This window comes from Arthrobacter sp. NPDC080031 (assembly GCF_040702485.1).
Lineage (GTDB): Bacteria > Actinomycetota > Actinomycetes > Actinomycetales > Micrococcaceae > Arthrobacter.
Window position 1 is genome coordinate 67,555 of record NZ_JBFBLA010000021.1, and the last position, 26,113, is coordinate 93,667.

General features: G+C 64.3%; 21 protein-coding genes. 13 read left to right on the plus strand and 8 right to left on the minus strand.

The genetic code is table 11. The features are described 5' to 3' along the window. The first annotated feature begins 309 nt into the window (after positions 1–309). Both AB0323_RS17330 and AB0323_RS17335 read left to right on the plus strand, forming a co-directional pair. Complete coding sequence (locus tag AB0323_RS17330; protein ID WP_366178417.1) at positions 310–984, plus strand: Maf family protein; 675 nt, start codon at positions 310–312, stop codon at positions 982–984. 149 nt (positions 985–1,133) lie between these two features. Beyond that, positions 1,134–2,942, plus strand: a complete 1,809-nt coding sequence (locus AB0323_RS17335; protein ID WP_366178418.1) for a biotin carboxylase N-terminal domain-containing protein — start codon at positions 1,134–1,136, stop codon at positions 2,940–2,942. A 110-nt stretch (positions 2,943–3,052) separates the two neighbouring features. Here AB0323_RS17335 and AB0323_RS17340 read toward each other — a convergent pair whose 3' ends face one another. Continuing rightward, complete coding sequence (locus tag AB0323_RS17340; protein ID WP_366178419.1) at positions 3,053–4,462, minus strand: MFS transporter; 1,410 nt, start codon at positions 4,460–4,462, stop codon at positions 3,053–3,055. Between the two features lie 314 nt (positions 4,463–4,776). Here AB0323_RS17340 and AB0323_RS17345 point away from each other — a divergent pair, with 314 nt between their 5' ends. From AB0323_RS17345 to AB0323_RS17355, 3 genes are read left to right on the plus strand one after another with little or no spacing between them, the layout of a single operon-like run. Continuing rightward, on the plus strand, positions 4,777–6,159 hold the full coding sequence (locus AB0323_RS17345) for an MFS transporter (RefSeq protein ID WP_366178438.1): 1,383 nt from the start codon (positions 4,777–4,779) through the stop codon (positions 6,157–6,159). Position 6,160: 1 nt separating this feature from the next. After that, positions 6,161–8,425 carry a molybdopterin oxidoreductase family protein gene (locus AB0323_RS17350; RefSeq protein WP_366178420.1) on the plus strand — a complete coding sequence of 755 codons (2,265 nt, stop codon included), beginning with the start codon at positions 6,161–6,163 and terminating at the stop codon, positions 8,423–8,425. Next, complete coding sequence (locus tag AB0323_RS17355; RefSeq protein ID WP_366178421.1) at positions 8,422–9,984, plus strand: FAD-dependent oxidoreductase; 1,563 nt, start codon at positions 8,422–8,424, stop codon at positions 9,982–9,984. Before AB0323_RS17350 ends, AB0323_RS17355 begins: the two co-directional genes overlap by 4 nt. Positions 9,985–10,012: 28 nt before the next feature. Here the strand turns inward: AB0323_RS17355 and AB0323_RS17360 are convergent, their stop codons facing one another. From AB0323_RS17360 to AB0323_RS17370, 3 genes are all read right to left on the minus strand, one after another. Next, positions 10,013–10,516: an N-acetyltransferase gene (locus AB0323_RS17360; RefSeq protein WP_366178422.1), complete on the minus strand. Its 504-nt coding sequence runs from the start codon at positions 10,514–10,516 to the stop codon at positions 10,013–10,015. Positions 10,517–10,518: 2 nt separating this feature from the next. Continuing rightward, on the minus strand, positions 10,519–11,280 hold the full coding sequence (locus tag AB0323_RS17365; RefSeq protein WP_366178423.1) for a tyrosine-protein phosphatase: 762 nt from the start codon (positions 11,278–11,280) through the stop codon (positions 10,519–10,521). 84 nt (positions 11,281–11,364) lie between these two features. Beyond that, positions 11,365–13,170, minus strand: a complete 1,806-nt coding sequence (locus AB0323_RS17370) for a DUF222 domain-containing protein (protein WP_366178424.1) — start codon at positions 13,168–13,170, stop codon at positions 11,365–11,367. 121 nt (positions 13,171–13,291) lie between these two features. Here AB0323_RS17370 and AB0323_RS17375 point away from each other — a divergent pair, with 121 nt between their 5' ends. The 3 genes from AB0323_RS17375 (at position 13,292) to AB0323_RS17385 (ending at position 14,464) form a co-directional block, all read left to right on the plus strand. Then, positions 13,292–13,558, plus strand: coding sequence for a type II toxin-antitoxin system Phd/YefM family antitoxin (locus AB0323_RS17375; protein ID WP_236816425.1), 267 nt, complete (start codon positions 13,292–13,294; stop codon positions 13,556–13,558). Then, on the plus strand, positions 13,555–13,812 hold the full coding sequence (locus AB0323_RS17380; RefSeq protein ID WP_366178425.1) for a type II toxin-antitoxin system RelE/ParE family toxin: 258 nt from the start codon (positions 13,555–13,557) through the stop codon (positions 13,810–13,812). Before AB0323_RS17375 ends, AB0323_RS17380 begins: the two co-directional genes overlap by 4 nt. Before the next feature lie 115 nt (positions 13,813–13,927). Then, positions 13,928–14,464: a hypothetical protein gene (locus AB0323_RS17385; RefSeq protein WP_366178426.1), complete on the plus strand. Its 537-nt coding sequence runs from the start codon at positions 13,928–13,930 to the stop codon at positions 14,462–14,464. Positions 14,465–14,481: 17 nt separating this feature from the next. On the opposite strand, the gene AB0323_RS17390 is transcribed toward AB0323_RS17385, so the two are convergent. Next, on the minus strand, positions 14,482–15,897 hold the full coding sequence (locus AB0323_RS17390; protein ID WP_366178427.1) for an NAD(P)H-quinone dehydrogenase: 1,416 nt from the start codon (positions 15,895–15,897) through the stop codon (positions 14,482–14,484). A gap of 144 nt (positions 15,898–16,041) precedes the next feature. On the opposite strand from AB0323_RS17390, the gene AB0323_RS17395 reads away from it, so the two are divergent. Continuing rightward, positions 16,042–16,842: a purine-nucleoside phosphorylase gene (locus tag AB0323_RS17395; RefSeq protein WP_366178428.1), complete on the plus strand. Its 801-nt coding sequence runs from the start codon at positions 16,042–16,044 to the stop codon at positions 16,840–16,842. Between the two features lie 93 nt (positions 16,843–16,935). Here AB0323_RS17395 and AB0323_RS17400 read toward each other — a convergent pair whose 3' ends face one another. Genes AB0323_RS17400 through AB0323_RS17410 form a run of 3 tightly spaced genes read right to left on the minus strand, consistent with a single transcriptional unit; the run spans position 16,936 to position 20,404 of the window. After that, complete coding sequence (locus tag AB0323_RS17400; protein WP_366178429.1) at positions 16,936–19,155, minus strand: FtsX-like permease family protein; 2,220 nt, start codon at positions 19,153–19,155, stop codon at positions 16,936–16,938. Between the two features lie 8 nt (positions 19,156–19,163). After that, on the minus strand, positions 19,164–19,880 hold the full coding sequence (locus tag AB0323_RS17405; protein ID WP_366178430.1) for an ABC transporter ATP-binding protein: 717 nt from the start codon (positions 19,878–19,880) through the stop codon (positions 19,164–19,166). Then, complete coding sequence (locus tag AB0323_RS17410; RefSeq protein ID WP_366178431.1) at positions 19,877–20,404, minus strand: PadR family transcriptional regulator; 528 nt, start codon at positions 20,402–20,404, stop codon at positions 19,877–19,879. The genes AB0323_RS17405 and AB0323_RS17410 overlap by 4 nt, the downstream gene beginning before the upstream one ends. Before the next feature lie 175 nt (positions 20,405–20,579). Between AB0323_RS17410 and AB0323_RS17415 the strand changes: the two genes are divergently transcribed. From AB0323_RS17415 to AB0323_RS17430, 4 genes are all read left to right on the plus strand, one after another. Continuing rightward, positions 20,580–21,185 (plus strand): hypothetical protein, encoded by a 606-nt coding sequence (locus tag AB0323_RS17415; RefSeq protein WP_366178432.1) that lies wholly within the window; start codon positions 20,580–20,582, stop codon positions 21,183–21,185. A gap of 116 nt (positions 21,186–21,301) precedes the next feature. Next, positions 21,302–22,036, plus strand: coding sequence for a YcnI family protein (locus AB0323_RS17420; protein WP_366178433.1), 735 nt, complete (start codon positions 21,302–21,304; stop codon positions 22,034–22,036). 538 nt (positions 22,037–22,574) lie between these two features. After that, positions 22,575–24,179, plus strand: a complete 1,605-nt coding sequence (locus AB0323_RS17425; protein ID WP_366178434.1) for a glycoside hydrolase family 68 protein — start codon at positions 22,575–22,577, stop codon at positions 24,177–24,179. 104 nt (positions 24,180–24,283) lie between these two features. Beyond that, positions 24,284–25,945, plus strand: coding sequence for a glycoside hydrolase family 32 protein (locus AB0323_RS17430; RefSeq protein WP_366178435.1), 1,662 nt, complete (start codon positions 24,284–24,286; stop codon positions 25,943–25,945). Positions 25,946–26,113: the final 168 nt, after the last annotated feature.

The following is a 26,113-nucleotide window of genomic DNA, read 5'->3' on the forward strand; positions in this document are numbered from 1 at the left end:
GGCGTCGGTTCCGTGTCCAGAACCGACGCCCGCTCACTTATAGCGCCCTTTCCCCAAACGCCCGCTCACCAATACCGCACTTTTCCCCAACGCCGCTCACCAATGACGCACTTTCCCCAAACGCCCGCTCACCTATGTTCAAGGAACATGTCCACCTGGGCGGCATACGTGAGCGAGCGTCCGGCCAAACACCCACATACGTGAGCGAGCGTCCGACCAAACACCCACATACGTGAGCGAGCGTCCGGCCAAACACCCACATACGTGAGCGAGCGTCCGGGGGGAAGGCGGGCGTACTACGCTTGAGCCGTGACCCGATTGATCCTGGCTTCCCAGTCCCCCGCCCGCACCAAGCTCCTCACGGAGGCCGGCATCCACCACGAGGTACTCGTCTCGGACGTGGACGAGGACGCCGTGCAAGCCCGGTATGGGGTGACCGACGCGCATGACACCGCGCTCCTCCTGGCCCGTGCCAAGGCCGAGGCCGTCGCGTCCCTTCCTGACGCTGAGGGGGCCCTGGTGATCGGCTGCGATTCCGTGTTCGAGTTCGACGGCGAATCGCACGGGAAGCCGTACACGGTGGACGTGGCCAAGGAACGGATGCATCGCATGAGCGGCTCCAAAGGCGTACTTCACACCGGGCATTGGCTCGTGGACTGCCGCGAAACCGCAGTTGACGTGAACGACGGCGAGACGGCCGTCGGCACCGGAGCAACAGTCGGCGCCGTGTCCAGCGCAGAAGTCCACTTTGCCGAGATGAGCGAGAAGGACATCGACGCCTACATCGCAACCGGCGAGCCCCTGCACTGCGCCGGTTCGTTTACGATCGACGGCATGGGCGGGGCCTTCATCCGCAAGGTCGACGGCGACCCGCACGCCGTCGTCGGACTCTCCATCTCCACCCTCCGCGATCTGCTCGGGCAAGCGAACGTGGGAATCACCGAACTCTGGACCCAAAACGGCTCCGAAGCGAGCATCGAATAAGGACCGTCCGGGGCGCCGGCCCACCTGCCGGTTTCCCGCCTTTGTAGCAACCCTACAAATACAGGCCGTCTCACACACGGATTCCCCCATCAATATGGGCGGAACCCTCAAAATCACGCTAGGCTCCCTGAAGGACAGAAGGAGTCAACTTGTCAGCTAATCCGGCGCAGCCCATTTCCAGCCCTCTCACCAAGGTCTTGATCGCCAACCGAGGCGAAATCGCGGTCCGCATTATCCGCGCAGCCCGGGACGAAGGCATCGCTTCCGTGGCCGTCTATGCAGACCCCGATCGCGACGCCCTGCACGTCCGGCTGGCAGATGAGGCATACGCGCTGGGCGGCAACACTGCTGCTGAGTCGTACCTCCTGATGGACAAGTTGATCGAGGTGGCCAAGCAGTCCGGCGCGGACGCCATCCACCCCGGTTATGGCTTCCTCGCCGAGAACGCCGAGTTTGCCGCCAAGGTCATCGACGCCGGCATCACCTGGATCGGCCCGTCCCCGGAGGCCATCTCCGCGCTGGGCGACAAGGTGCAGGCCCGCCACATCGCCGAAAAGGTCGGCGCTCCCCTGGTTCCCGGCACGGCCGATCCCGTGGAATCAGCTGACGAGATCCTGGCCTTCGCGCAGGAGTTCGGGCTCCCGATCGCCATTAAGGCTGCCTACGGTGGCGGCGGCCGCGGCATCAAGGTGGCCCGCACAATCGAGGAAATCCCCGAGCTTTTCGAATCCGCAGTCCGTGAGGCCATTGCCGCCTTCGGTCGCGGCGAGTGCTTCATCGAGCGCTTCCTTGATTCCCCGCGCCACGTCGAGACCCAGTGCCTCGCCGACGCCTACGGAAACGTCGTTGTTGTCTCCACCCGCGACTGCTCCCTCCAGCGCCGCAATCAGAAACTCGTTGAAGAAGCCCCGGCGCCGTTCCTGAGCCCCGAGCAGAACGAGCGGCTGTACGAGTCTTCCAAGGCCATCCTGAGAGAAGCCGGCTACCTCGGCGCAGGAACGTGCGAATTCCTGGTGGGCCAGGACGGCATCATCTCCTTCCTTGAGGTCAATACACGACTTCAAGTGGAGCACTGTGTTTCAGAGGAAGTCACGGGCCTGGACCTGGTCCGCGAGCAGTTCCGCATCGCCCGCGGCGAAAAGCTCGGCTATGGCGATCCTGAGGTCCGCGGCCACTCCTTTGAGTTCCGCATCACCGGCGAAGACCCGGGCCGCAACTTCATGCCTGCACCGGGGACCGTCAGCACCCTGAAGAACCCGACGGGTCCGGGCGTCCGCATCGATTCCGGGATCGAGCAGGGCGACGTCATCAGCGGGAACTTCGATTCCATGCTGTCCAAGCTGATCGTCACCGGCGCCAGCCGCGAACAGGCCCTCCAGCGTTCCCGCCGCGCCCTTGAGGAAATGGTGGTTGAAGGCATCCCCACCGTCATTCCCTTCGACCTCGCAGTGGTGACCGATCCCGCATTCGCTCCGGCCGAAGGCCCGTTCAAGGTTCACACGCGCTGGATCGAGACCGAGTTCGTCAACAACATCCCCGCGTGGACGCCTACCGGAGCCGGAACAGAAGCCGCCGACGCCGGTGAGCGCCAGCGCGTCGTCGTCGAGGTTGGCGGCAAGCGGCTGGAAGTCGTCCTTCCCGCGACTCTCGGCTCGGTTTCCTCGGTTGCCAGCACGGGCACCAAGGGCGCGAAGGTCAAGAAGCGTTCCCGATCGGCGGGCGCCACAGCTGCTGTAGCGGGCGGCAACGCCCTCACTTCGCCGATGCAGGGCACCATCGTCAAAGTGGCAGTAGCCGCCGGCGATGTGGTTGCCGAAGGCGATCTGATCGTGGTCCTCGAAGCCATGAAGATGGAACAGCCCCTCACCGCCCACAAGGCCGGCACCATCCACGGGCTGGTGGCCAAGGCAGGCGAAACCGTCTCCGCAGGTGCGGTCATCGCGACGATCGAAGACTGAGACGATCGAAGACCAAGCAGCGCAAATGGCTCCGGCCCCGCACCATTGGTGCGGGGCCGGAGCCATTTAGCGCGAGTCTGTTAATACAGGATCAAGCGACTAATACAGGATCAAGCGACGTTGTTCTCGTAGTCCGTGTCCTTGGTTTCCTTGGACAGGAACAGGGCCACGAGCGTCAGGACCGCCATGGCGCTCAGGTAGATACCCACCAGGACCGTGCTTCCCTTGGCCGATTCCCAGAGCCAGACCGCGATGAACGGAGCCACGGCCGCACCGAGGATGCTGGACATGTTGTAGCTGACGGCGGATCCGGTGTAGCGGACGTTGGTGGGGAACAGTTCCGGAAGCAGTGCACCCATGGGGCCGAAGGTGAGGCCCATCAGCGAGAATCCGAGGATCAGCAACGCCATGGTCCCTACGAAGCCGCCGCTGAACAGCGGCACGAACAGCAAGCCGAACACCAGGATTCCCGCGGTGACCGCCAGGAGCATCTTGCGGCGACCATACTTTTCGGCCAGCGGACCGGCCACCAGCGTGAAAATGCCGAAGAAGACGACGCCGGCAATCAGCATCCAGAGGAAGTCGTTCCGGCTGAAGCCCAGGCCCGGAACGAATGCAGCTGCGGCCGCGTCGGTCATGGGCTTTCCGGCCTTCACCGCTGCAGCTTGAGCGCCTGCCAGGGTGGGCTTGGTGCCGTAGGTCAGCGTGAACGTGGTCATCAGGTAGAACAGCACATACGTGGCAAGCATGATGAAGGTGCCGAGGATCAGCGGGCGCCAGCTTGTCTTGAACACGCGGCCGATGGGCAGCTTGGCTACTTCGTTCGACTCCAGCACCTTGGTGAAGGCGGGAGTTTCAATGAGCTTGAGCCGCACATAGAGGCCCAGGATCACCATGACGGCGCTGAGCAGGAACGGCACGCGCCAGCCCCAGGCGGTGAAAGCCTCGGGAGTCAGGGTGTAGCTGAAGACCAGGAAGATGATGTTGGCCAGGATGAAGCCGATCGGTGCACCCATCTGCGGAAATGTTCCATAGATGGCGCGTTTGTTGGCAGGCGCGTTTTCGGTTGCGAGCAGCGCGGCACCGCTCCACTCGCCACCGAGGGCCAGGCCTTGGGCGAAACGCAGGACGACCAGCAACGTGGGGGCCAGGAAGGTCCAGCCGGGGACCTGCGCCGTGGGCAGGCAACCGATCAGGAACGTGGCGATACCCATGGTCAGGAGGGACGCAACCAGGGTTCCCTTGCGACCGAACTTGTCACCGAAGTGGCCGAAAATGATGGAGCCGAGCGGACGGGCGACGAAGGCGACTCCGAACACCGCGAAGGAGCTCAGCAGCTGGGTGGTCTCGTCCGCCGTGGGGAAGAACAGCTTGGGAAAGACGAGCACGGCTGCCGTGGCATAGACATAGAAATCGTAGAACTCGATGGACGTGCCGATGAGGCTGGCGAAGATCACGCGTCCCCGCGAGTTGACCGGCTTGACTGACTCGCTTTCCTTGGATTCAGCGATGGAAGACATGTAATGGTTGCTTTCGTTCACGCCGGCCCGGCGTTCCTGGCCTGCCGGCAAAGATTATTGAGAGTTCAATAATAGTTCCCGGTATCCAACAAATGGACAATCAAGTCCAATATGCGGACGCTCGGGAAAGTCTCACTCTGTGGTCTGCGCCACAGAACCTCACCGTCGCCTCACGCACCGGTGACCCCCTCCGATAGGTGAATGTCACAGCACGTTTACAAACCGCGACGGTCCGCGAAACGCGCCGTCCCTAACGTGAAAGGACAACGTCCCCACAAAGGAGGCACTCCGTGACAGTTGACCGAAGCACCGAAATCCTCACCAACGAACAGGCGCCCACCGCCCTCGTCCCCGAGCTTGAACACCGCCCTGGCCGCTGGATTGCCAACTGGGATGCAGAGAACAAGGAACAATGGGAAGCCGTCGGCCGTTCCATCGCCAAACGCAACCTGTACTGGTCCATCTTCGCCGAGTTCCTCGGCTTCGTCGTCTGGCAGCTCTGGTCGATCGTGGTCGTCCAGCTCCCGGCCGCAGGCTTCAAGTTCGACACCAACCAGATCTTCTGGCTCATCTCGATCCCCAGCCTGGTCGGGGCCACACTGCGCATCCCCTACACGTTCATGGTCCCGAAGTTCGGTGGCCGCAACTGGACCATCGTCTCGGCCCTCCTGCTGCTGGTCCCGACGGCGGGCCTCGCCCTCTGTGTCTCGACCCCCGGCACGCCGTTCGGCGTCATGTTGCTGGTAGCAGGCCTTGCAGGCTTCGGTGGAGGCAACTTCGCCAGCTCGATGGCAAACATCACCTTCTTCTACCCTGCCCGTGAAAAGGGCTGGGCGCTGGGCCTGAACGCCGCGGGCGGCAACCTCGGTGCCGCCGTCGCGCAGCTCGTCGTCCCGATCGCCGTTACCCTGCTGGCCGCCGGCACCGTCAACCTGCCCATGGCCGGCCTCATCTGGATTCCCCTCATCCTTGTCGCCGCGTTCGGCGCGTGGAAGTACATGAACAACCTCACGAGCGCCAAGGGTGACGTTGCAGGCTCGATCGCCGCACTCAAGGAACCGCATCTGTGGATCATGGCCTTTCTGTACATCGGCACCTTCGGCTCGTTCATCGGGTTCTCGGGAGTCTTCCCCAAGCTCATCAAGGACTACTTCCCGGCCTTCTCCTCCATGCACCTCGGCGCAGTTGTCCTCTCGCTCGCCTTCCTTGGCCCGCTGGTCGGCTCCCTTGCCCGGCCTTACGGTGGACGCATGGCGGACCGCATGGGCGGCGCCCGGATGACTGTCACGGCATTCGCGGCGATGGCCATCATCACCTTGACCATGATCTGGACCCTTCCGCTCAAGAACTTCTGGCTCTTCCTGGTCCTGTTCCTCTTCCTCTTCACGGCAAGCGGCTTTGGAAACGGCGCCACCTACCGCATGATTCCGGTCATCTTCGCGACGTCCAGCCGGGCCGCACGCTCCGGGGCCAGCGCGGCCAGCACGGCACGCCTCGCGTCTTCCTCCCTCGGCCTGATCTCGGCGATCGGCGCCTACGGCGGATTCGTCATCCCCCAGGTGCTCAACGCATCCAGCGCTTCGGGCTCCTACACCCCCGCGTTCTATGGCTTCGTCGGCGCGTACGTTCTGATGCTCATCGTCTGCTGGGTCTGCTACCTCCGGAAGGTCAACCGTAACGCGATGGGACACATCTAATATGCCCAATGGCGCCAACACCCATTGCCCGTATTGTGCGCTGCAGTGCGCCATGACCCTGACCCCGGCAGCGCCCACAGCGCAGCCGGGGTTGGGGGTTGCGCAGCCGGGGTCAGACCCCGCTCCGGCAGCAAAAGCACTTCCCCCGCTGGAAGTATCCGGCCGCGACTTCCCCACCAACCGGGGCGGGCTGTGCCGCAAGGGCTGGACATCGGCGTCGTTGTTGAACCACACCGGGCGCGTCACCGAACCCATGCTCAAAGGGTCCGACGGCGTCCACCGGCCGGTCACGTGGGACCAGGCACTCATGCTGGTCACCGGAGCCGTCAAGCAGACCCGCGAGCAATACGGTCCCGACGCCGTCGGCGTGTTTGGCGGCGGCGGACTCACCAATGAGAAGGCCTACCAGTTAGGCAAGTTCGCCCGCCTGGCGCTGGGAACCTCGCGCATAGACTACAACGGACGTTTCTGCATGTCCTCCGCTGCGGCAGCCGGAAACCGCGCGTTCGGCGTGGACCGCGGCCTCCCGTTCCCCGTAGAGGACCTTGATTCGGCGAGCGTTATTTTCCTTCTCGGCTCCAATGTCGCCGAGACCATGCCCCCGTTCGTCCAGCACCTTCAAGGCGCGCGCGATTCCGGCGGGTTGATCGTGGCCGATCCCCGCCGTTCCGCGACGGCCGCATTCACCCGCGACGGCGGCGGCATCCACTTGCAGCCGACACCCGGAACCGACCTCGCCCTGCTGTTGGGAATCTCCCACGTAGTGGTGCACGAAGGCCTTGCCGACACCCGATTCCTCCAGGACCGCACCACCGGGTACCCGGCGATCGTTCGTAGCCTCGCCGGCTTCTGGCCGGAGCGGGTCCAGTCGATCACCGGCGTGCCAGCGACGCTCATCCGGGACACCGCCCGCCGTCTCGCCGACGGCGCCCGGCGCGGCGGCAGCTACATCCTGACCGGCCGCGGAGTCGAGCAGCACGTCGATGGCACCGACACCGCCACGGCCGCGATCAATCTCAGCCTCCTTCTCGGCCTGCCGGGCTCATTCCGCAGCGGCTACGGCACGCTGACGGGCCAAGGCAACGGCCAGGGTGGCCGCGAGCACGGGCAGAAGGCCGACCAGCTCCCTGGCTACCGCAAGATCACCGATCCCGCTGCCCGCGCCCACGTCGCCAAGGTGTGGGGCGTGGACGAAAGCCTCATTCCCGGCCCCGGACTGCCGGCAGTGGAACTGTTGAAGTCTTTGGGACAGCCCGACGGCGTCCGTTGCCTTTTCGTGCACGGCGCCAACGTGGCGGTGTCAGCCCCCGACGCCGGCGCGGTGATCGAGGGCCTGCGCAGCCTGGATTTCCTGGTTGTCTGCGATTTCTTCATGTCCGAAACCGCGCTGGAAGCCGACCTCGTCCTCCCTGTCACCCAATGGGCTGAGGAAGAAGGCACCCTCACCAACCTCGAGGGCCGCGTGCTCCGGCGCCGCAAGGCGCTCAGTCCTCCCCCGGGCGTCCGCAGCGAATTGTGGCTGATGGCCCGGCTCGCCGAATCCCTCGACGCACCCTCAACGTTCAGCGATGATCCTGAGACCGTCTTCGAGGAGCTCCGGCTCGCCTCGGCAGGCGGCCTGGCCGACTACTCCGGAATCGACTACGCCATGCTGGATCGCGGAGAAGCCGCCTATTGGCCCTATCCCACCGGCAGTTCGGGGACGCCGCGACTCTTCCTCGAAAGCTTCGCGCACGCCGGCGGACGCGCGGTGATGGTCCCGGTGGCGCCGCAGAAGCGGTCCCGGCGCAGCGCCGTCGTCGGCTCCGATCCAGATCCGCTGACCCTCGTCACCGGGCGATTGCTGGAGCACTACCAATCGGGCGCCCAGACCCGCCGCGTGGCGGAACTCGCGGCCGCGCAGCCGGAGGCGCTCCTGCAGATCCACCCCGCGACGGCCGCCGTCAGGGACATCTCCAGCGGCGACTTTGTCCGGGTTTCCAACGAACGCGGAGAGGTCCTGTGCAAGGTGGAGCTCAGCAACAGCATCCGGACGGACACCGTCTTCCTGCCGTTCCATTTCCCTGGGCCGGGCAGCGCCAACCGCCTCACTGAGGCGGTCACGGATCCTGTTTCCGGAATGCCGGAGTTCAAGACCAGCACGGTCTGGGTCCGGAAGGTCGAATTACCAAATCTCGAATCGGCGTTGGCTGCCCAGACGGCTGTGCTCTCTGCAGCTGTGCCAGCGGCGGCCGGCTTGTCAATGCAGGTCAAGGAGGCATCGTGAGCGAGCGCATTGTGGTGGTCGGATTCGGACCGGTCGCGGCCCGGCTGGTGGAGGAGTTGTTGACCGCCGTGCGCAGCGGCCTGGTCCAGTTGCTCGTCGTCGGGCAGGAAGCCGACGCCGCGTACAACCGCGTCATGGTGGCGGAACTCGGCGTGGGGCGGACCACCGCGGAGGCACTCGCGATGGCGGACGCTGGCGATCTGGTGGCCGCCGGCATCGACGTGCGGCTGGGCGTCACCGTCAAACGCATCGACCGCGCGCGCCAGCAGGTGGTCCTTTCGGACGGGACCACGCCCGGCTACGATCGCTTGGTGTTCGCCACCGGTTCGAGGCCCGTTATTCCGAACCTCACCGGTATCAACCCCGATCCTTCGCACCCGGTGCTTCCACCGGGGGTGACAGCCCTCCGCGACCTCCGCGATGCCGCGCAATTGCGCGACGCCGTCACTGCCGGCAAGCGCGTGATCGTCCTCGGCGGCGGTGTGCTCGGTCTTGAAACGGCCCTCGCCGCTGCAGAGGAGGGCGCCTTGACCACGGTGGTGCACAACGGTTCCTTCCCCCTGGGCCGCAATATCGACCGCGGAGGTGGAGCCGTTCTCGCGGCAAGCTTGCGAAACAGCGGGATCACCATGGTGGGAAATGCCCGATCCACGGCGGTGGAGCACAATGGTCCGCACGGCATGTTTTCCGCCCTGGTGCTCGACGATGGATCAAGGATCGAAGGCGACCTTCTTGTCCTTTCCTGCGGCGTCCGCCCGCGGATCGAGCTGGCCGAAGGTTGTGGGCTCCCCGCGGCAACCGGCATCCTGGTGGATCACCACCTGCGGACCTACCACGAGCCGCACATGTTCGCGATCGGCGACTGCGCCGAAGTCCGCTGCGCCGATACCGAGTGCGCAGAATGCCGCACCGCGCAGGGTCCTTCCGGCCTGGTGGGTCCGGGCTGGCGCCAGGCCGAGTGGCTTGCCGAATACCTGATCCTCCTGGCCGAGGGCGGCCAGGACGCGGCCGATACCTTGGCCCCGCTGCCGCAGGAGAAGCCCGGCGTCGTAGTCCTGAAGGCACGTGGCATCAACCTCGCGGTCGCCGGCGACAACAGCGCCGAACCCTGGGATGACGAGCTTCTCAGCGTGGGGGTTGCCGCGGGCATGCCGCGGCGCCAGGTTGCCCAATGGGCCGATCCGGAACACGGCCGCTACGTCAAAATGACGACGCGCGGCGGCGCACTCGAGGGACTCGTGACTGTAGGCATGCCGCGCACGGCCGCGGAACTCGTGATGCTCTTCGAACGCGGCTCCGAACTTCCGGCAGACCGTTCACTCCTGCTGCGGCTGGACGGTCCGGACCAGCTCGATTCTTCTGCTTCGAATGATGATCTTCAGCGCACAGTTTGCCGCTGCGCGGGCGTCAGCGGTGCGAGCATCGAGGAAGCCGTGCTGGATGGCTGCTCCTCCCTGCCGGAGGTTTCCAAAGCGACTCGCGCGGGGACCGGGTGCGGCGGGTGCCACGGGGACATCAAGAGGATTATTGAGAAGCACTTTCAGGGGGTTGCGGCGTAGGTGGTTCGGGCGCTCGGAGTCAATCTGCCTAGAGTTGCAGCAGCAGGGTGTCTGAGCCGCCGTTCCGGCCGACCCGAACGAACCCAAGCCGCTCGTATAGATCCCGGGCGCGATTGCCGTCCTCCACGCTGAGACTGATACTTCGCAGCCCGCGGGAGCGCCCTAGAGCGATGAGTGCAGTCATGAGCGCCGTGCCGGTCCCCGCTCCGCGACGACCAGGTACGACGCCGATAGTCAGTTCGGGGATGTCCGCCGCCACGAAGCCGTACCCGGCGTCGTCGGCGGGGAAGATGCGGCACCATGCGGCGCCGATACCTTCTCCGATCGCAGTCTCGGCGACAACACCGAAGTCCCCCGGACGAGGCCAGTCCTGGACGTAGTGCGAGAATTCCGGGTCGTTCATGAGCTGTTGGCGCGTGAACTGGTCACCCCCGCGCCAATTCGCTGCTTCAAAGCAAGCCGCCCAGAGGGTCGATGAGTCTTCGGCGGTCGCTTCCCGGACCGTGATTGCTGCAGTTTCGATGATTACCACGCCTATTCCGCCGGGTTTGGGGGTGTGCTGGTCGCGCCGCGCCAAGTGAAGAGGGCCTTCCGGTCCTCGTCGGTGAAGTCTGCGGCATCGAGGAAGGCTTGAAGATCGAATTTTCCCACGGCATTCCGGAACGCGCCTTCGGTTGTTGTGCCATGTTGCCGGCACAACTCCTCGAGCATAGGTTCAGTGTTGTTTCCGTTGCTGCTGGCCGCTCGGACATCACCTAACCTGACTGTTTCCAGGTAGTCATCGACGATGCATTCGGGGTCGGTGCCGATTGCATGAAGCAGAGCCATGGCAACTAGGCCCGTCCTGTCCCTGCCTCCCATGCAATGGAAGAGGACTCCTCCCGCCGGTGCGTTGAGTACCTCCGTTATGGCTGTACCTGCCCGCTCGGGCATGGCTGCAAGGTGCGGGAGGAAGTAAATCGCTGTGCCCACTAGGCCGTTGTCCCAGTAGTCCGCCCAGAACTCTTTGTTTTCCAGGCCGTCAAGGTCAACGTGGATCGTGGTGAGCCAACTAGGCCGTTCCCGGGTATCTGTGTTGCGTTCCCGTTGCTGACGGAGATCCACCACGGTGCGTATCCCGGCATCGTAGACCTGTTGCCATCCGTTCCCGGTGATGCAATCGACGTTCTCGCTCCGGAAGAAGACGCCGCGTGGAGTGACCGTCCCGTCTGTGCGCTTCAGACCCCCTAGGTCGCGTCCGTTGACCAGCCCGTCCACTTTGAGTGTGCGATCTTCGTTCTTTTTCAGATCCCCCATGCCCCCAGTTAATCAGAGCGTACAAGTCGTGGCAGCGGGGAATTGCGGTTCACACTCTCCAGGCACGTCACATCGAGGAAGTGCTCACACGTGGAAGTAACGGTTCCTGCGTGGTTGTTGGCGGGGGTCGATGTGGGGAGGCGGGATAAACCAAGGCACGCCCGCTTGGACTTGGATGTGCCACTCTTCCTTGTGAATCAGATGGTGGTGGTGACTGCAGAGCAAGACACCATTGCCGACACTGGTAGGCCCGCCCCGGGACCAGTACTCGATGTGGTGGGCTTCGCACCACGGGGCCGGCATCGTGCACGAAGGAAACGCGCAGCCTTTGTCCCTGGCGGTAATGGCTTTGCGGATGTGGGCCGGGAAGATCCTCGAGGACCGGCCGATATCCAACACTTGCCCTTCGCCACCGAGGACGACGGGAATGATGTCGGCGTCGCAAGCGATCTTCCGCAACGTGGCCGCGGCGACCGGACCGGTGAACGTAAAGCTCCCCGTGCCATGCTGCGGCGGCGCCTGCCCGATCAGCGCCGGCCGACCGTGCGGCAGCCGCGCGTCTTTGAGCGATGCCAGGAGGTCCCGGTGATCGATGGTGGCCACGATTTGGGGACGCTGCCCTCCGGCTGAGGGCAGCGCCCCGGTGGCGAGGGCAATCCTGCACGCGCCCAGCAACCCGTCCAGAAGTTTCTGCGCCCTCGTGCGGCGGTCCAGGAACGCGGCATCATCGTGCGAACCGACCGGAAGACCGTCGGCCGGAGCATTTGCCGGCGCGCTCCCGCCGCCGGCGTCCACGGTATTGTCCTCCGGTCCAGGCTCCCCCGACGTGCAGGTCCGGGGATTGGTGGCGGTGTTCATGACGGTGAGCAGGTGCTCGTATTGGTCCTGGGTGGCGAAGATTTCAAGATGCTGCAGCCCGTGTTTGGGTTTCCGGAGGAAAGCGCCCTGGAGGTGGCGTAAGGCTTCCTCGCTGGGCTCGGCACCGTCCTGGTCAACGGCGTCGGTCCAGCGGCGCGCGATCCTGGCGAGGAAATCGGCGTCGTTTTCGGCCGCCGTCATGGTCAACGCGTGTTCCATGTCCGCGGCTGTCTCGGAGCTGCACAGAGGCCGGACGCGTTCGAGTGCCATCGTAATCGTGGTGGCAGGCCGGGACGCGATGCTCCCGCAGGCCAGGGCCGCGGCCACTTCCCCATACCGCGGCGGGATCCGCTGCCCCGTCAGGGAGCGTCCCGGCAGCAGATCCTCCGCCAAAGCAAGACGGCGGCGCGCCTCGGCCGCGCTGATCCGCAAGAGAGAGCGCAGGTGTTCGCCCGTGTTCCGGAACTCCCGGAACCCGGCGACGGCGGACGTCGCGGCGAGACTGCCGTTCCCGACGTCGGCACTGGTTTCGGCTGCTCCGCCTTCAATTTCGGGGCTGCCGGGACCATCGTTGGAGCCGTCCGCCCGCGTTTCGGCTCCCCAGCCTGTCGTCCAGCCAGTCCCGGCGACCGGCTCCTGCTGCCGCACCTGGTGCAACTGCCCCGCGGCGACGAGCTGCAAGTAGTCCAGGGTGCGGGAGAGCTCCTCCACGCCGGAGGCAAACGCCGCGGAATCCGGCAACCCCAGCGGCCCGATGTCATCGACCGCCGTCCGCGCCAGGGAGCGCAATGCCGTAAGAGCACTCTCCAGAACCCGCTGTGGACCAGCGCGATCAACCCCGCGATCCCCGGCTGGATCCTCGGGCGGATTCAACAGAGCGAGCCGGCGCATCCCCGGCATTTGAACCGTCGCCGGACCCGCCGCCGGACGGGCCGCCGTCACGATCCGCGGCTCGCGCGCCTTATGGAAGACGACGAACCCGCCGCCGGGCGTGGCGCCCTGGCGGGTAGTGAGGTGTCCGATCGCTTCCATGGCAATACTCTGCCAGGAGGCACTGACAAAATAGCCCGACCCCGATCGGGAACGTACAGCCGTTATCAGCAGTCTTGTACGTTCCGTACATTTTGCCGCATTTTACCGTACCATCGAGTGCATGACCGATATAGCCATCACCGAAGCCAGGAATCATCTGGCAACCATTGTGGACACGGCACACCGCGAGCGCGAACCGGTATTCCTCACGCGCCGCGGAATTCGGGTCGCGGCAGTAATCGATTCCGCCGAGCTGGAGCGTCTTCGCGAAGCCGCGGAAGAACTAGAAGACATCCGGGCCGTCGACTTGGCATGGGAAGAAATGGAACAGACTGGACAGACGCCGATCCCCTGGGAGGACGTCAAGCGCGATCTGGGCCTGACTTGAGCTACAACATCACGGTCCTGCCAGCGGCCCTTCGGCAGCTGCGCAAGCTTCCCCCCGAGGGCCGCCGCCGGGTCCAAGCCGCCATCGAGTTGCTGGCTGAGACACCGCGGCCGCCTGGCGCCAAGAAGCTGGCAGGGCGGGTCGAGTGGCGGGTCCGAACGGGAGATTATCGAGTGCTCTACCGGATCGACGACGGCCGACTCGTGATCGTCGTCGTTCAGGCCGGTCACCGCCGGGAAATCTACCGGGACTAAGTCCAGTTACAGATTTCGCACCGTCGTCAGTGGCGCGTGATCCTCAAACTGCTCGATTCACCGACCGACACTTCGGCCTCGCCGCCGATCGCGAAAGCTTACCTAGTATTGCCCCATGAAAAAATGGGTCCGGCAGCACCCCCATCTCGCCATGGCCGTCGGCTATATTCTCTTCTTTGTGTTTGCCACTGCTGTCTGGATGGCGGTTGGACGGCGCGGCCTAGCGGACTCGGTTGTCACCGCCATTGTGTGGACATTGGGCTACTGGCTTTTTGCAGTGTTCGGAATCCGGCAAAGACGTAAGGCCAGAGCCCGCCTCAAAGAAGACGGCCAAATCATGGCCTACATCCGCTATCCGGACTCCCGGACAGGTTCTCTCAGCAGCCTCTGGAACCAAGGGATCGCGACGCCCAGCGCCGGGTCTATCCATTTCCAGCCCGCGGTGTACGACACCCTGGAGCCGTCCGGACGGGCGACGACGATCAAGGTCCAGGATCTACTACCGGGGCGCCGAAAGGTCAGCCGCAAGGACCGTAAGTACATCCAGGTCTATGGAATCGAGGCAATGACCGTGTTGACGGACGAAGGCGCGGTGGAAATCGCCGCGCATCCGGAATCGCTCGACAGGCTGAGCGAGGTTCTAGGGCGTTAGCCAACCAGAGCCATGCCCTACATATGAACGTGCAGCCGTCGCGCCGCTTCCGAGATGGATCCGGTCAGCGACGGGTACACCGTAAAGGTGCTCGCGAGGTCGTCGACGTGCAGTTTCTGTTTCACGGCAACGGCAATCGGGTAGATGAGTTCGGAGGCGTTCGGTCCGACGACGACGCCGCCGATCACCGTGCCTGAACCCTTCCGCGCGATGATCTTGACGAAGCCATCCTTGGTGTTGCGCATCTTGGCGCGGGCGTTGCTCAGCAGGGACAGCATGACCACGTCACCCTGGTATTTGCCCGACTCAAGGTCAGCCTCGGAGACGCCCACGGAGGCGATTTCCGGTGAAGTGAAGATGTTGGAGGCCACTTGGTGGAGCTTGATCGGCATGACGGCATCGCCCAGGAAGTGCGCAACGGCAATGCGGCCCTGCATGGCCGCGACCGAAGCGAGGGCCAGGATCCCGGTGCAGTCGCCAGCGGCATAGATGTTCGGCGCGGTGGTGCGGGAGACCCCGTCCACCTTGATGTGGCCGGACTCAGTGACAGCCACACCCGCCTCTTCCAACCCGATTCCGGCCGTGTTCGGGATGGAGCCAACGCACACGAGGCAGTGGCTTCCGGTCACCACCGAACCGTCACCGAGCGTCACCTTCACGCCGGCGTCGGTCCTTTCAACCGCCTCCGCGCGTGAGCGGGACAAAACGCGCACGCCGCGGCGCTTGAAGACACCTTCAAGGACCTGGGCGGCGTCCGTGTCCGAACCGGGCAGCACTTGGTCTCGGCTCGAAATGAGGGTGACGTTTGAGCCAAGGCCGTTGTAGGCCGAAGCGAACTCGGCTCCGGTAACGCCGGAACCGACGACGATCAGGTCTTCCGGAAGTTCCTCGAGGTTGTAGATCTGTGCCCAGTTCAGGATGCGCTCACCGTCGGGCTTTGCCGTGGGCAGTTCGCGGGGGTGGGCGCCGACGGAGAGAAGGATGGCGTCGGCGGTGATCGTCTTGATGCCGTCCGAGGTGATGACCTCGATGGTGTGGTTGTCCAGGAGCTTTCCGGAGCCCATGAGGATCTCCACGCCAAGGTGCTCAAGGCCCACCCGGATGTCGTCCGACTGCTCCCGCGCGAGGTGCATCACCCGGTCATTGATGTGGCCCAGATCGGCGCGCATGCCCGGCGCCACATCGCTGCCGTCGACGGCGAACTTGACTCCCAGCTCCCCCGCCTCGCCGACGCGGGTCATGAGATCCGCCGTCGCTATCAGGGTTTTGGAAGGTACGACGTCGGTGAGGACGGCTGAGCCGCCGAGCCCGGCGCGCTCGATGAGGGTTACCCGCGCTCCCAGGTGCGCTGCGACCATGGCCGCTTCATATCCGCCTGGACCTCCGCCCAGGATCGCGATTCGTGGTGAGCTGAAGTCAGGATGCATGGTCACAATGTTCAATTCTCACTTAATGCCGGCTGGCCTGCCACTAAGCCCCACCTGAGAACCCCCGGAGGCCCTTTGCCGTCCCCACCAGCGCCCTGTTCAACAGCGCGCGCGGCACTGTAGTTTGTACCAGTGAGTAACACAGAGCTGATGAACACAGACCCATTCGAGGCCGCCAAAGCTGCGGCCGACTACATCGCGGCGGAGACCGGCGTCGAATCCCACGACGTCGCGCTCGTGCTCGGCTCAGGCTGGGGCGCGGCGGCGGATCTCATAGGCGAAACGACGGCGACGCTCACTGCGTCGGAAGTTCCCGGCTTCCACGCTCCTGCCGTTGAAGGGCATGTGGGCACCATCCGCTCGGTCCTGACGACGGAAGGCAAGCGGGCCCTTGTCCTCGGCGCGCGTACCCACTACTACGAAGGCAAAGGCGTTCGCGCAGTGGTCCACGGCGTGCGCACGGCCGCGGCCGCGGGATGCAAGACCCTGGTGGTGACCAACGGCTGCGGCGGCCTGAACGAAGCCTGGACCCCCGGCACTCCCGTGCTGATCAGTGACCACATCAACCTCACGGCGGCTTCACCCCTGGAAGGCGCCACCTTCGTCGACCTCACGGACCTGTACTCCTCCCGCATCCGCGGCCTGGCCCGCGAAGTGGATCCCACGCTCGACGAAGGCGTCTACGCCCAGTTCACCGGTCCGCACTACGAGACTCCGGCGGAAGTCCAATACGCCAAGCGAATCGGCGCGGATTTGGTGGGCATGTCCACCGCCTTGGAAGCCATCGCTGGCCGGCACGCAGGGATGGAGGTCTTCGGCATCTCCCTGGTGACCAACCTGGCCGCAGGGATCAGCCCGGTGCCGCTGAGCCACCAGGAAGTCATCGAGGCAGGCCAGACGGCGGGCGCACGCATTTCGCGCCTCCTCGCGGACATCATCGCCAAGCTTTGATGAACGAACCGCGGGTAGGGCCAGGGCAGCGGGACTAACGCCGAACGCCGTCGGGCAGAAATTCTGCTCGACGGCGTTAGTTCGTTGATTGCCTCATTCGAAGCGCGTTGCGGATATCGCGGTATGTGCCCTGATGACCCTGAATGTTGCTGTCACTGCGACGAGGGCCAGCAGCAGGCTCAGGCCCAGGGCGGCGAAGTAGTCGGGCGCGGGCCAGGTCACCCTGTACGTATCGTTGATGCCGGTGACCATTAACCAAGCGACGAAAAATCCGAGCCCGATTGAGAGGAACAACACGGTCACGAGCGGCACTGCAGCCTCACGGACGGTGATCCGGCGCAGGACTGACACCGGCATCCCCATCAATCGCATGAGGCCGAGGACCCTTTTCCTGTCCAAGACCGCTGATGCGGTGGCGACTGCTAAGGACATCCCGGCAATCGCGATGGCCACAAACATGCCGAGGTAAGCGAGTACCGCGAGGCCCTGGATCAGACGCGTGTGACTCTGCAGTTGGGTGTCCATGACGGAGGAAGCGGGGTGCGCCGTGATGCCCGAACCGTTCAGAAGAGTCCTGGCTCGGTCCATGGCCTCAGGCGTCCCATCGGTCCCGACCACCATCACCGCAGGCACGAGTGCGGAAAGTCGATCGACCGGCGCAGGAGTCAGCGTCAGCGGTTGCGCTGTCCATGGGTAAAGGAATGACAGGTCCAGGGACAGGACGTCGGCCTGAGGAATGTTTTCAAATCCCAGGGCGGGAGCGTCACCAGCTTGAATGTACAGGTCGGGGCCGCCTCCCTTGGCGATGGCAGAGTGGGCGTAGGCGATGGTGGCACTGTGGATCCCGGGGAGCTCCTTGGCTCGGTCGGCGACTTGTGCCACCTCGGCACGCGCCTGTCCAGCGCCAATGGTCGCATGAAGGCTTGTGGGCTGAATGAGGCCTGGACGGGCGGCGGGCCCGGCTTCTGTCTGGATGATGCTGGATGCACCGGCGAAGACTGAGACCACGAACACGGCAACGACCAACCCGGCGACGGACCGGAACGTCGCCACGGGAGTCCCGCGGATCCGGCTCGCGGCAATGACGGCGGACGCGCTGCGCGCGAAGTGCAGTCCTAGCCGGCTCGCATGCAGGGTCAGCCATGGTCCGACGATCACAATGCCAATCAGGATGAGCGCGAAGCCTCCTACGAGCAGCGGCATTTCAAGCCATGGAGTGCGAAATTTCCCGGTTCGGGTGATGACAACTTCCATGATCATGGCAAGCAGTCCGGCCAACAGTGGCACAAGCCGCCGTTTCCCAGGCGCCTTCTCATGCACCATCCGGGCCGCTCCCAAGGGGCCAATTCCTGCCCGGGCAGTGCTGTATCCCGCCACCAGGGTTGCGGCCACAACCACCAGGATAACGACGACGGCGGCCATGGCACCCTTGGTGGCAAGGTCACCTTCGAACATCCTGGTCCCGTTGACCGAGACCTGGGCCGCGGCCGGCGTCAGGAAGACAGCGAGCACGATGCCTAGCATTGCCCCCGCCAGGCTTGGGATAGCGGTTTCGATGGCGGCGATCCAGGAAACCACCTGAGGGGAAGCTCCGATCAGTCGCAGGGTGGCGAAGCGTTCCCGGCGCTCAGCCGCGCCCAAGGCGGTAGCGATACGGATCAACAACAGCACGGGAAAGAACACCGCAATTGCCCCGATGAGCAGCACGGTCATGTATGCGCTGGCGTTCTCGCCATACGGGTTGGACGTGAACCCGGAAACCAGAGTCGCTGCTCCGCTCTGTCGAAGCTCGGTTTCCGTGGCACCTGTGATGACAATCAGGGAATCCGGCCCCGGTAGCGCAGAATCGTCGATGAAACCGACGAACTGCCCGAACCTGTCCCCCAACTGATTCCTGGGGGTGGCCTCGATCAGGCGCTGGAGTGCAGGCGACGCATAGTACTCACCTGGACCCGGAGCGTGTTCAACGCCGGGAAGCTTCACGGTTGTCGTTGGCGAGACAGCGAAGTCGCGGCGGTTGATCAGTTGGTCCCGGAAAACTTCCACCGGATTTGCCCTCATGAGCGCCGTATTCGACGTCAACGGTGCAGGCGTTACCGGTTCTGTAGCGCCGCCCCCTTCCGCAGCCACGGGGGTGGCCATGGAGGAGCCGCCCGTTTCACGCAGCCAGGCACCACGCTCGTCACGGTGGTTCAGTCCGTTGGCACCACCCCAGAGCAACAGCAGCAGGCACACTCCGACGGCCACCCCACCCATGATTCCCATCAGCCGGCCGTAGGAGGACCTACTGCCAACCACAGCTAGTTTCAGCAAGCCCGGATTCACGAAGCCCCCCGGTAGCCTGCGCCGATCATGCCGTCGCGCACAACGACCTCCCTGTCCGCATATGCAGCCGTGCGCGCATCGTGGGTGATCATGACCACCGTGGTGCCGATCTCCCTGACAAGTTCAAGCATGAGCGTCAGCACGTTCTCAGAGGCCAGCGAGTCGAGAGACCCGGTAGGTTCGTCGGCGAATAACACGGCAGGGGAAGTGACCATGGCACGTGCGACGGCAACCCGTTGGGCTTGGCCTCCTGAGAGTTCACCGGGCAGTTTCTCCCCCATCCCGTCCAGTCCCAAGCGGTCCAGCCATTCTGCCGAACGGCGCATGGCCTCCGGGCGTTTGGTTCCACCGAGAAGCAGCGGAATGCTGACGTTATCCACCGCTGTGAGCTCCGGAAGCAATTGGCCGAATTGAAAGACGAAGCCGAAGTCTGTCAGCCGCAGTCTCGACCGCATCGGTTCATTCAGGGCACTAATCTCCACGGGCAATTGCGCACCGGGTGAACTGTAAACCACTGATCCGGAGTCCGGGACCATGACCCCCGCGAGGCAATGCAGCAGCGTGGACTTGCCGGAACCGGATGGACCCATGACTGCCAATACCTCACCCGAGCGGACCTCGAGGTCGATTCCGCGAAGGGCTTGGGTCTGGCCGAAGGACTGATGAAGCGAGCGTGCGCTCAGGACCACTGGGTGGCTGGACAAAGCATTCATGCGTTCTGAAGCTCCTTTTTCAGGCGGGCTAGGCGAGCACTGGTGAGCTCGATCCACCGCAAATCGGCTTCAATGTGAAACAGCCCGTGGTCGCACATCAACACTTGGAGCAGCTCGGCATCCTGCTTCAGCCTGGTGAGCTCACGCATACGCGCCATGTGCTCGCCGCGCTGGACGTCGAGCAGCCGGTCGGCGTCGTCGTCGATCAGCAAGGCAATCACGGTCTTCGCGAAGAGGTTGCTTTGCAGGAACTCTGATGGCACGTCGGGAGTGAACAGCCACTCGCGCACCTTGTCTTGGCCGGCAACCGTGATCTCGTACTTCTTACGATCCGGACCGCCGCCGGCCTCTTCGCCCACGGCGCGGATCAGCTCGTCACGGATCATCCGGGCCAAAGTCGAATACACCTGCCCGAAAGCCAAGGGCTTCCCGGCCCCGAAGTAGCGGTCATAGGAATGCTTGAGGTCGTAACCATAGCTCGGCTGACGGCTGAGCAGACCCAACAGGGTGAGGGAGTTGTTCACACTCCATCTATACACTGAGTTTATAGTCTGGTCCAGATCGAGCCCGGCGACTCCCCGTCGAACTCTAGGGATGTGTCTGGCATCGCTACCTGGACTGCTTGGGAAATCCGGCGTCGCGGGCCAGTAGAATTTGAGTGATTCTCCACCACTGCGCTTCAACCGGAAAGGCCTGCCGATGACGACATCCGCTCCTTTCCGGTTCATGCGGACGGCCCTCATCGGTTCAATCATCCTTGGCTTGGCCGCCGGTGGGCACTTGGCCGGTGGCGGTAACTTGCCGATGCCAGTCATTTTGACCGCGCTCGGTGCCCTGACAATCCTTCCGGTCGCCGTACTGACCCGCATCCGCCTTTCATTGCCGGTCCTCGCGGGCCTACTGGGAACCGGGCAACTCTGCCTTCACTGGGCGTTCTGTGCGCTGTCCGGGGCTTCCGCGGCGGCGCCGCTGCAGCCCGGGCATGCCGGACATGTTCCCTTGGTGCCAGCCCCGGACACTATAAGCGCCGTTGCCTCAACCCACGCCGCGGCAAGCGACTGGCAAATGCTCGCGGCTCACCTGGTCGCAACCTTAGGCACGGCACTGGTGCTCGCACGGGGCGAACAAGCACTATGGGCGCTGGCAGCGTGGCTGCGCCCGTTGGTCCAGTTGCCCGCTCCAACTGCGATCCAGCCGCTCCGCACGCCCGCTCCCTGCGCGGCGCCGGCTGTGCGTCCCTGCTCCCTTCCCGGCCTTCGGCTTCCCTCCCGGCGCGGTCCGCCGGCCCTGGTGTCCGCCGCCTAAGACTCTCCCCTTTCACCTACGGGCAGGGACAGGCGGCAGATCGCTGCCTTCACCGGCCCGGACCTACGTCCGCCCCGGTCCCCAACCGTTCTCCTTTGTGAAAGGGCATCATTGCCATGAAAACCTCCCGCCGCCGTACCCTCAAGACGGCTACTGCCGCCACACTTGCCGCCGGGCTGCTCGCCTTCGGCGCCTCAGCCGCCTCCGCACACGTCAACGTCAATCCCGACGACCCCGCAGCGGGCGGCTACACGCACCTGACCTTCAACGTCCCCAACGAGTCCCCGACCGCCAAGACCGACAAACTCGAAGTGTCCCTGCCCGCCGACACGCCCTTCAACTCGGTGTCGGTGAAACCGGTCGAGGGCTGGAAGGCCGAACTCGTCACGACCACCCTGCCCAAGCCCGTCACGGTCGCGGGCGCAACGGTGACAAAGGCTGTCACATCCGTGGTGTGGACGGCCGACGCCGCGCACCAGATCGGACAGAACGAATACCAGGCGTTCTCGATCTCAGTGGGCGTCCTGCCCGACGCCGGCACCACCATCACTCTGCCGGCAACCCAGACCTACACGGACGGCACCGTGGTGAAGTGGGACGAGAAAACCGTTCAGGGACAGCCCGAACCGGAGCACCCGGCTCCCTCGTTCGTGACGACTGCCAGTGACGCCGCCGCATCCGCGGCTCCCACATCCTCACCGTCCGTGACACCGGCTCCGTCAGCTGCGGCATCGACCACCTCCAGTGACGCCGGATCCACGGCTGGCTGGTTCGGCCTGGCCGCCGGCCTCATCGGACTGGTCGCGGGAATCACCGCCTTGGTGCGAACCCGCTCCCCGAAGGCCAAATAGCCAGATCCACGAACACCCGAACTGCCCGCGCCGGCCCCGGCGCGGGCAGTTCGCGCTCCCACTCACCACCAGTTCACTCAGCCCTCATCGAACGGACCCGCGGCACGCAGCACGCAGTACACGACAGGCGTCGTCACGGCAATTTTCCGACTCCTGTCAAGTCAATTCGACCCAGTGTTAATGGCGTGTGAACTTTTCGAATAAATCAGATTTATTCAGAAATATTTGACCCCGCCCGGTTTCCATGGCACGCGCGCGGTGTAAAAATGTAAGCGCTTGCGCATATATGTCTGACATGTGGGCGCTGGCCTCCCAGCCCGCTTGAAACACGAGTTGCAGCCGCATTCAGCGCGCGTCAAGCTTTGAACGGTCCCGGCAAGTCGACGTGTCAGGACCGAAGGACGGGGCTTCCCAGGAAACCCCTCCGCCCGAGACGATGGCGTTCCTGACAACGCCATCGGTGTTACCGGGAACGCCGGAGTTCGGACAAGGGCTTGTGCCCACTCCCCGTAGTCCAACCTCCGCGAGAAGAGCAAGCATGAAATCTCACTCAAACCCCGACAGGCCACGCCGCCGTCTGCGGTCGGCAGCCGCTTTCGCGGCCGCTGCCAGCGTGGCCGCCACGGTGCTCATGGCGTCCCCGGCTGCCCAGGCAAACTTGCCTGCCGACAAACCGGCCACCACGATGCCGGCCCCCACGCCGGGATTCCCGCTGCCGACGGTCCACACGCAAGAGGCCTTTGATCCCGCAGCAAACTTCACGTCCAAGTGGACGCGGGCGGATGCCAAGCAGATCATGGCCCAGAGCAACCCGAACGTGGCTCCGGGCGTGAACTCCATGAGCCCCAACGTGACCATGCCGGAGATCCCCAAAGACTTCCCGGCCATGAACGACGACGTCTGGGTCTGGGACACATGGTCCCTGACCGACCAGAACGCCAACCAAATCAGCTACAAGGGCTGGGACGTGATCTTCTCCCTCGTCGCGGACCGGCACGCGGGCTACGGCTTCGACCAGCGCCACTGGAACGCCCGGATCGGCTACTTCTTCCGCAAGACCAACGCCGACCCCGCCAAGGACAAATGGAACTACGGCGGACACCTGTTCCTGGACAACACCTCCATCGGCAACACCGAATGGTCCGGCTCAACGCGCCTGATGCAGGGCGACCACGTGAACGTGTTCTACACGGCCACTACGTTCTATGACCGGGCCGAGCGCAACGCGGGCGGCGGCGGGATCGCTCCGGACGCGGTCATCGCCAAAGCCCTCGGAAACATCCACGCCGACAAGAACGGCGTGACCTTCGACGGCTTCCAGCACACCAAGCTGCTCGAACCGGACGGAAAGCTCTACCAGAACAAGGCCCAGAACGCCGGCTTCGCCTTCCGCGACCCGTACACTTTCGAAGACCCGGCCCACCCGGGCCAGACCTTCATGGTCTTCGAAGGCAACACTGCCGGAAACCGCGGCGCCTACAAGTGCACGGATGCTGACCTTGGCTACCGTCCCGGCGATCCGCATGCCGAAAACACCAATACGGTGAACACCACCACCGGCTCGTGGTTCCAGACCGCGAGCGTCGGCCTGGCTGTGGCAGACAACAAGGACTTGACCCAGTGGCACTTCCTGCCGCCGATCCTGTCCGCCAACTGCGTCAACGACCAGACCGAGCGCCCGCAGATCTTCATCCAGAACGAAAACGGCCAGAACAAGTACTACCTGTTCACCATCAGCCACCAGTTCACCTACGCCGATGGCATGCGCGGTCCCGACGGCGTCTACGGCTTCGTCGGCAACGGTGTCCGTTCCGACTTCCAGCCCGTGAACAACTCGGGCCTCGCACTCGGCTCGCCGACCGACTTGAACCTGCCGGCGAACAACCCGAGCGGCAACCAGTCGGCGCAGCAGAACGGCCGTCAGTTCCAGGCCTACTCGCACTACGTGCAGCCGGGCGGCCTGGTGCAGTCATTCATCGACAACGTCGACGGAGTCCGAGGAGGGTCCCTCTCCCCCACGGTAAAGATCAACTTCGCCGGAGGCATCACCCAGGTGGACCGCAGCTTCGGCAAGAACGGCCTCGGCCCGTTCGGCTACCTCCCCACCAACGTCCGCGTCGGAGGGGAAGGCCTCTACAAGTAGGCCACCGCCAAAACCAGCCGGGCAGGCAGGGGATCTGCTGCCTGCCCGGCAACATGGGGCGTCCGGCTCACCCCGGGCGCCCCGCGCCACACACAGGAAGTCCCATGCTCTACTCTCCCCAACACCCGTTCCGGACCGCCCGCAAGGCGGTACTCGCCGTCGTCGCCGTCGTCCTGGCAATCTTCGCGAGCTCCTGCACCCCGACGCCGGACTCCTCGCCGTCCGCGGCGAACCCGCCGTCCGCTGCCGGAACTTCTGCCCCGGCGCCGTCCGAATCGGACCCGTGGCGGCCCGCCGCGCATCTGACGTCATCCCAAAACTGGATCAATGATCCCAACGGGCTTGTCTACGAAAACGGCACCTACCACGCGTTCTACCAACACAATCCGCGCGGCAACTTCTGGGGAGATATGTCGTGGGGCCACTCGACCAGCACCGATCTGGTGCACTGGACCCAACAGCCGGTAGCCATTGAAGGCTCCGCCAGCGAGGAAATCTTTTCCGGCGCCATCGTTCCGGACACCAGCAACGCCTCCGGCCTGGGCACCGCTGAGAACCCACCGCTGATAGCCCTCTACACGAGCTCATACGGCGACGGCGGGGCTCTGCCCAAGGGCAGCCAGGCCCAGTCCGTGGCCTACAGCCTGGACCACGGGACGTCCTGGACCAAGTACAAAGGCAATCCCGTGCTCAGCCTGCAGCCGGCGTCGAACAACTTCCGGGACCCCAAGATCACCTGGTACGAGCCCGGCAAATACTGGGTCATGACCACCGTCGTAGCTGACGCCCACGTGGTGAAACTCTTCAAATCCACGGACCTGCTGCACTGGAACTTCCTCAGCGACTTCTCCGGAGTAGGCGCTCAAGGCGGTCTCTGGGAAGTTCCCGAGCTGCTCCAGATGGACGTCGACGACGGCACCGGACTGAAGAAGTGGGTCCTTATCCTGAGCATCAACCCCGGCGGCATCGCGGGAGGCTCCGGCATGCAGTACTTCGTGGGCGATTTCGACGGCACCCGGTTCACGGCAGAAAACGCGGCAAAGCCGGGCGACCCGCTGACGGAATCGCAATGGCTGGACCACGGAGCGGACTTCTACGCTGCCAACACCATCAGCGCGGCTCCCGGTGAAAAGCCGGTACTGCTTGGCTGGATGGGGAATTGGGACTATGCCCAGTCCGTACCGAGCACCCCGTGGCGCGGATCCATGGCCATTCCCCGCCAACTCAGCCTCGTAGCCACGGGAAGCCGCTTCGAGCTCCATTCGACCATCGCCCAGGCTGCCGCGGATGCGCTCACGGACGCAAAGACCAGTGAAGTACATGGCGAAAACCTCACCGTCACTGACTCCACGGAGTCCCTCGGCAGCGACTTTGGATCCCGAACCCAGCTGATCGACGCCGAAATGGACGTTGCGGGCTCAGCAGACGCCGGATTGGTGTTACGGGGTTCGAAAGACGGGAAAGCAGGCCTCCGCATCTCGTACAACCGCGTAAGCCAGACCCTGAAAGTGGACCGTTCCGCGGCCGGAACCTCCAACTTCTCGCCGAAATTCAGCCCCTACCACCAGGCTTCCGTGCCCATGAAGGACGGCAAGGTCCGCCTCCGCATCCTTCTGGATTCCTCGTCCGTCGAGGTCTTCACACAAGACGGATCGACGGTCATCTCGGACATCTTCTTCCCTCAATGGGGCAACACGGGTGCGGCCGCCTTCAGCGCGGGAGGCACCGCGAGCTTCAGGCTCAGCAGCACGCGGATGCGACCCTGACACTGCGCACCCCAACTAGCTCGCATTTGTTGTCGTTAAAGCGCGGCAAAGTCAACTGGTCGTAGCAACGCAGGGGGTTTAGGCTGCCTGCAGCAGCTGGTTGAGCCGGTTGGCTGGGGTTTGTAGGTTGAGGGTGGGCCGTGGCCGGCGGTTGAGTTTCGCGGCGAC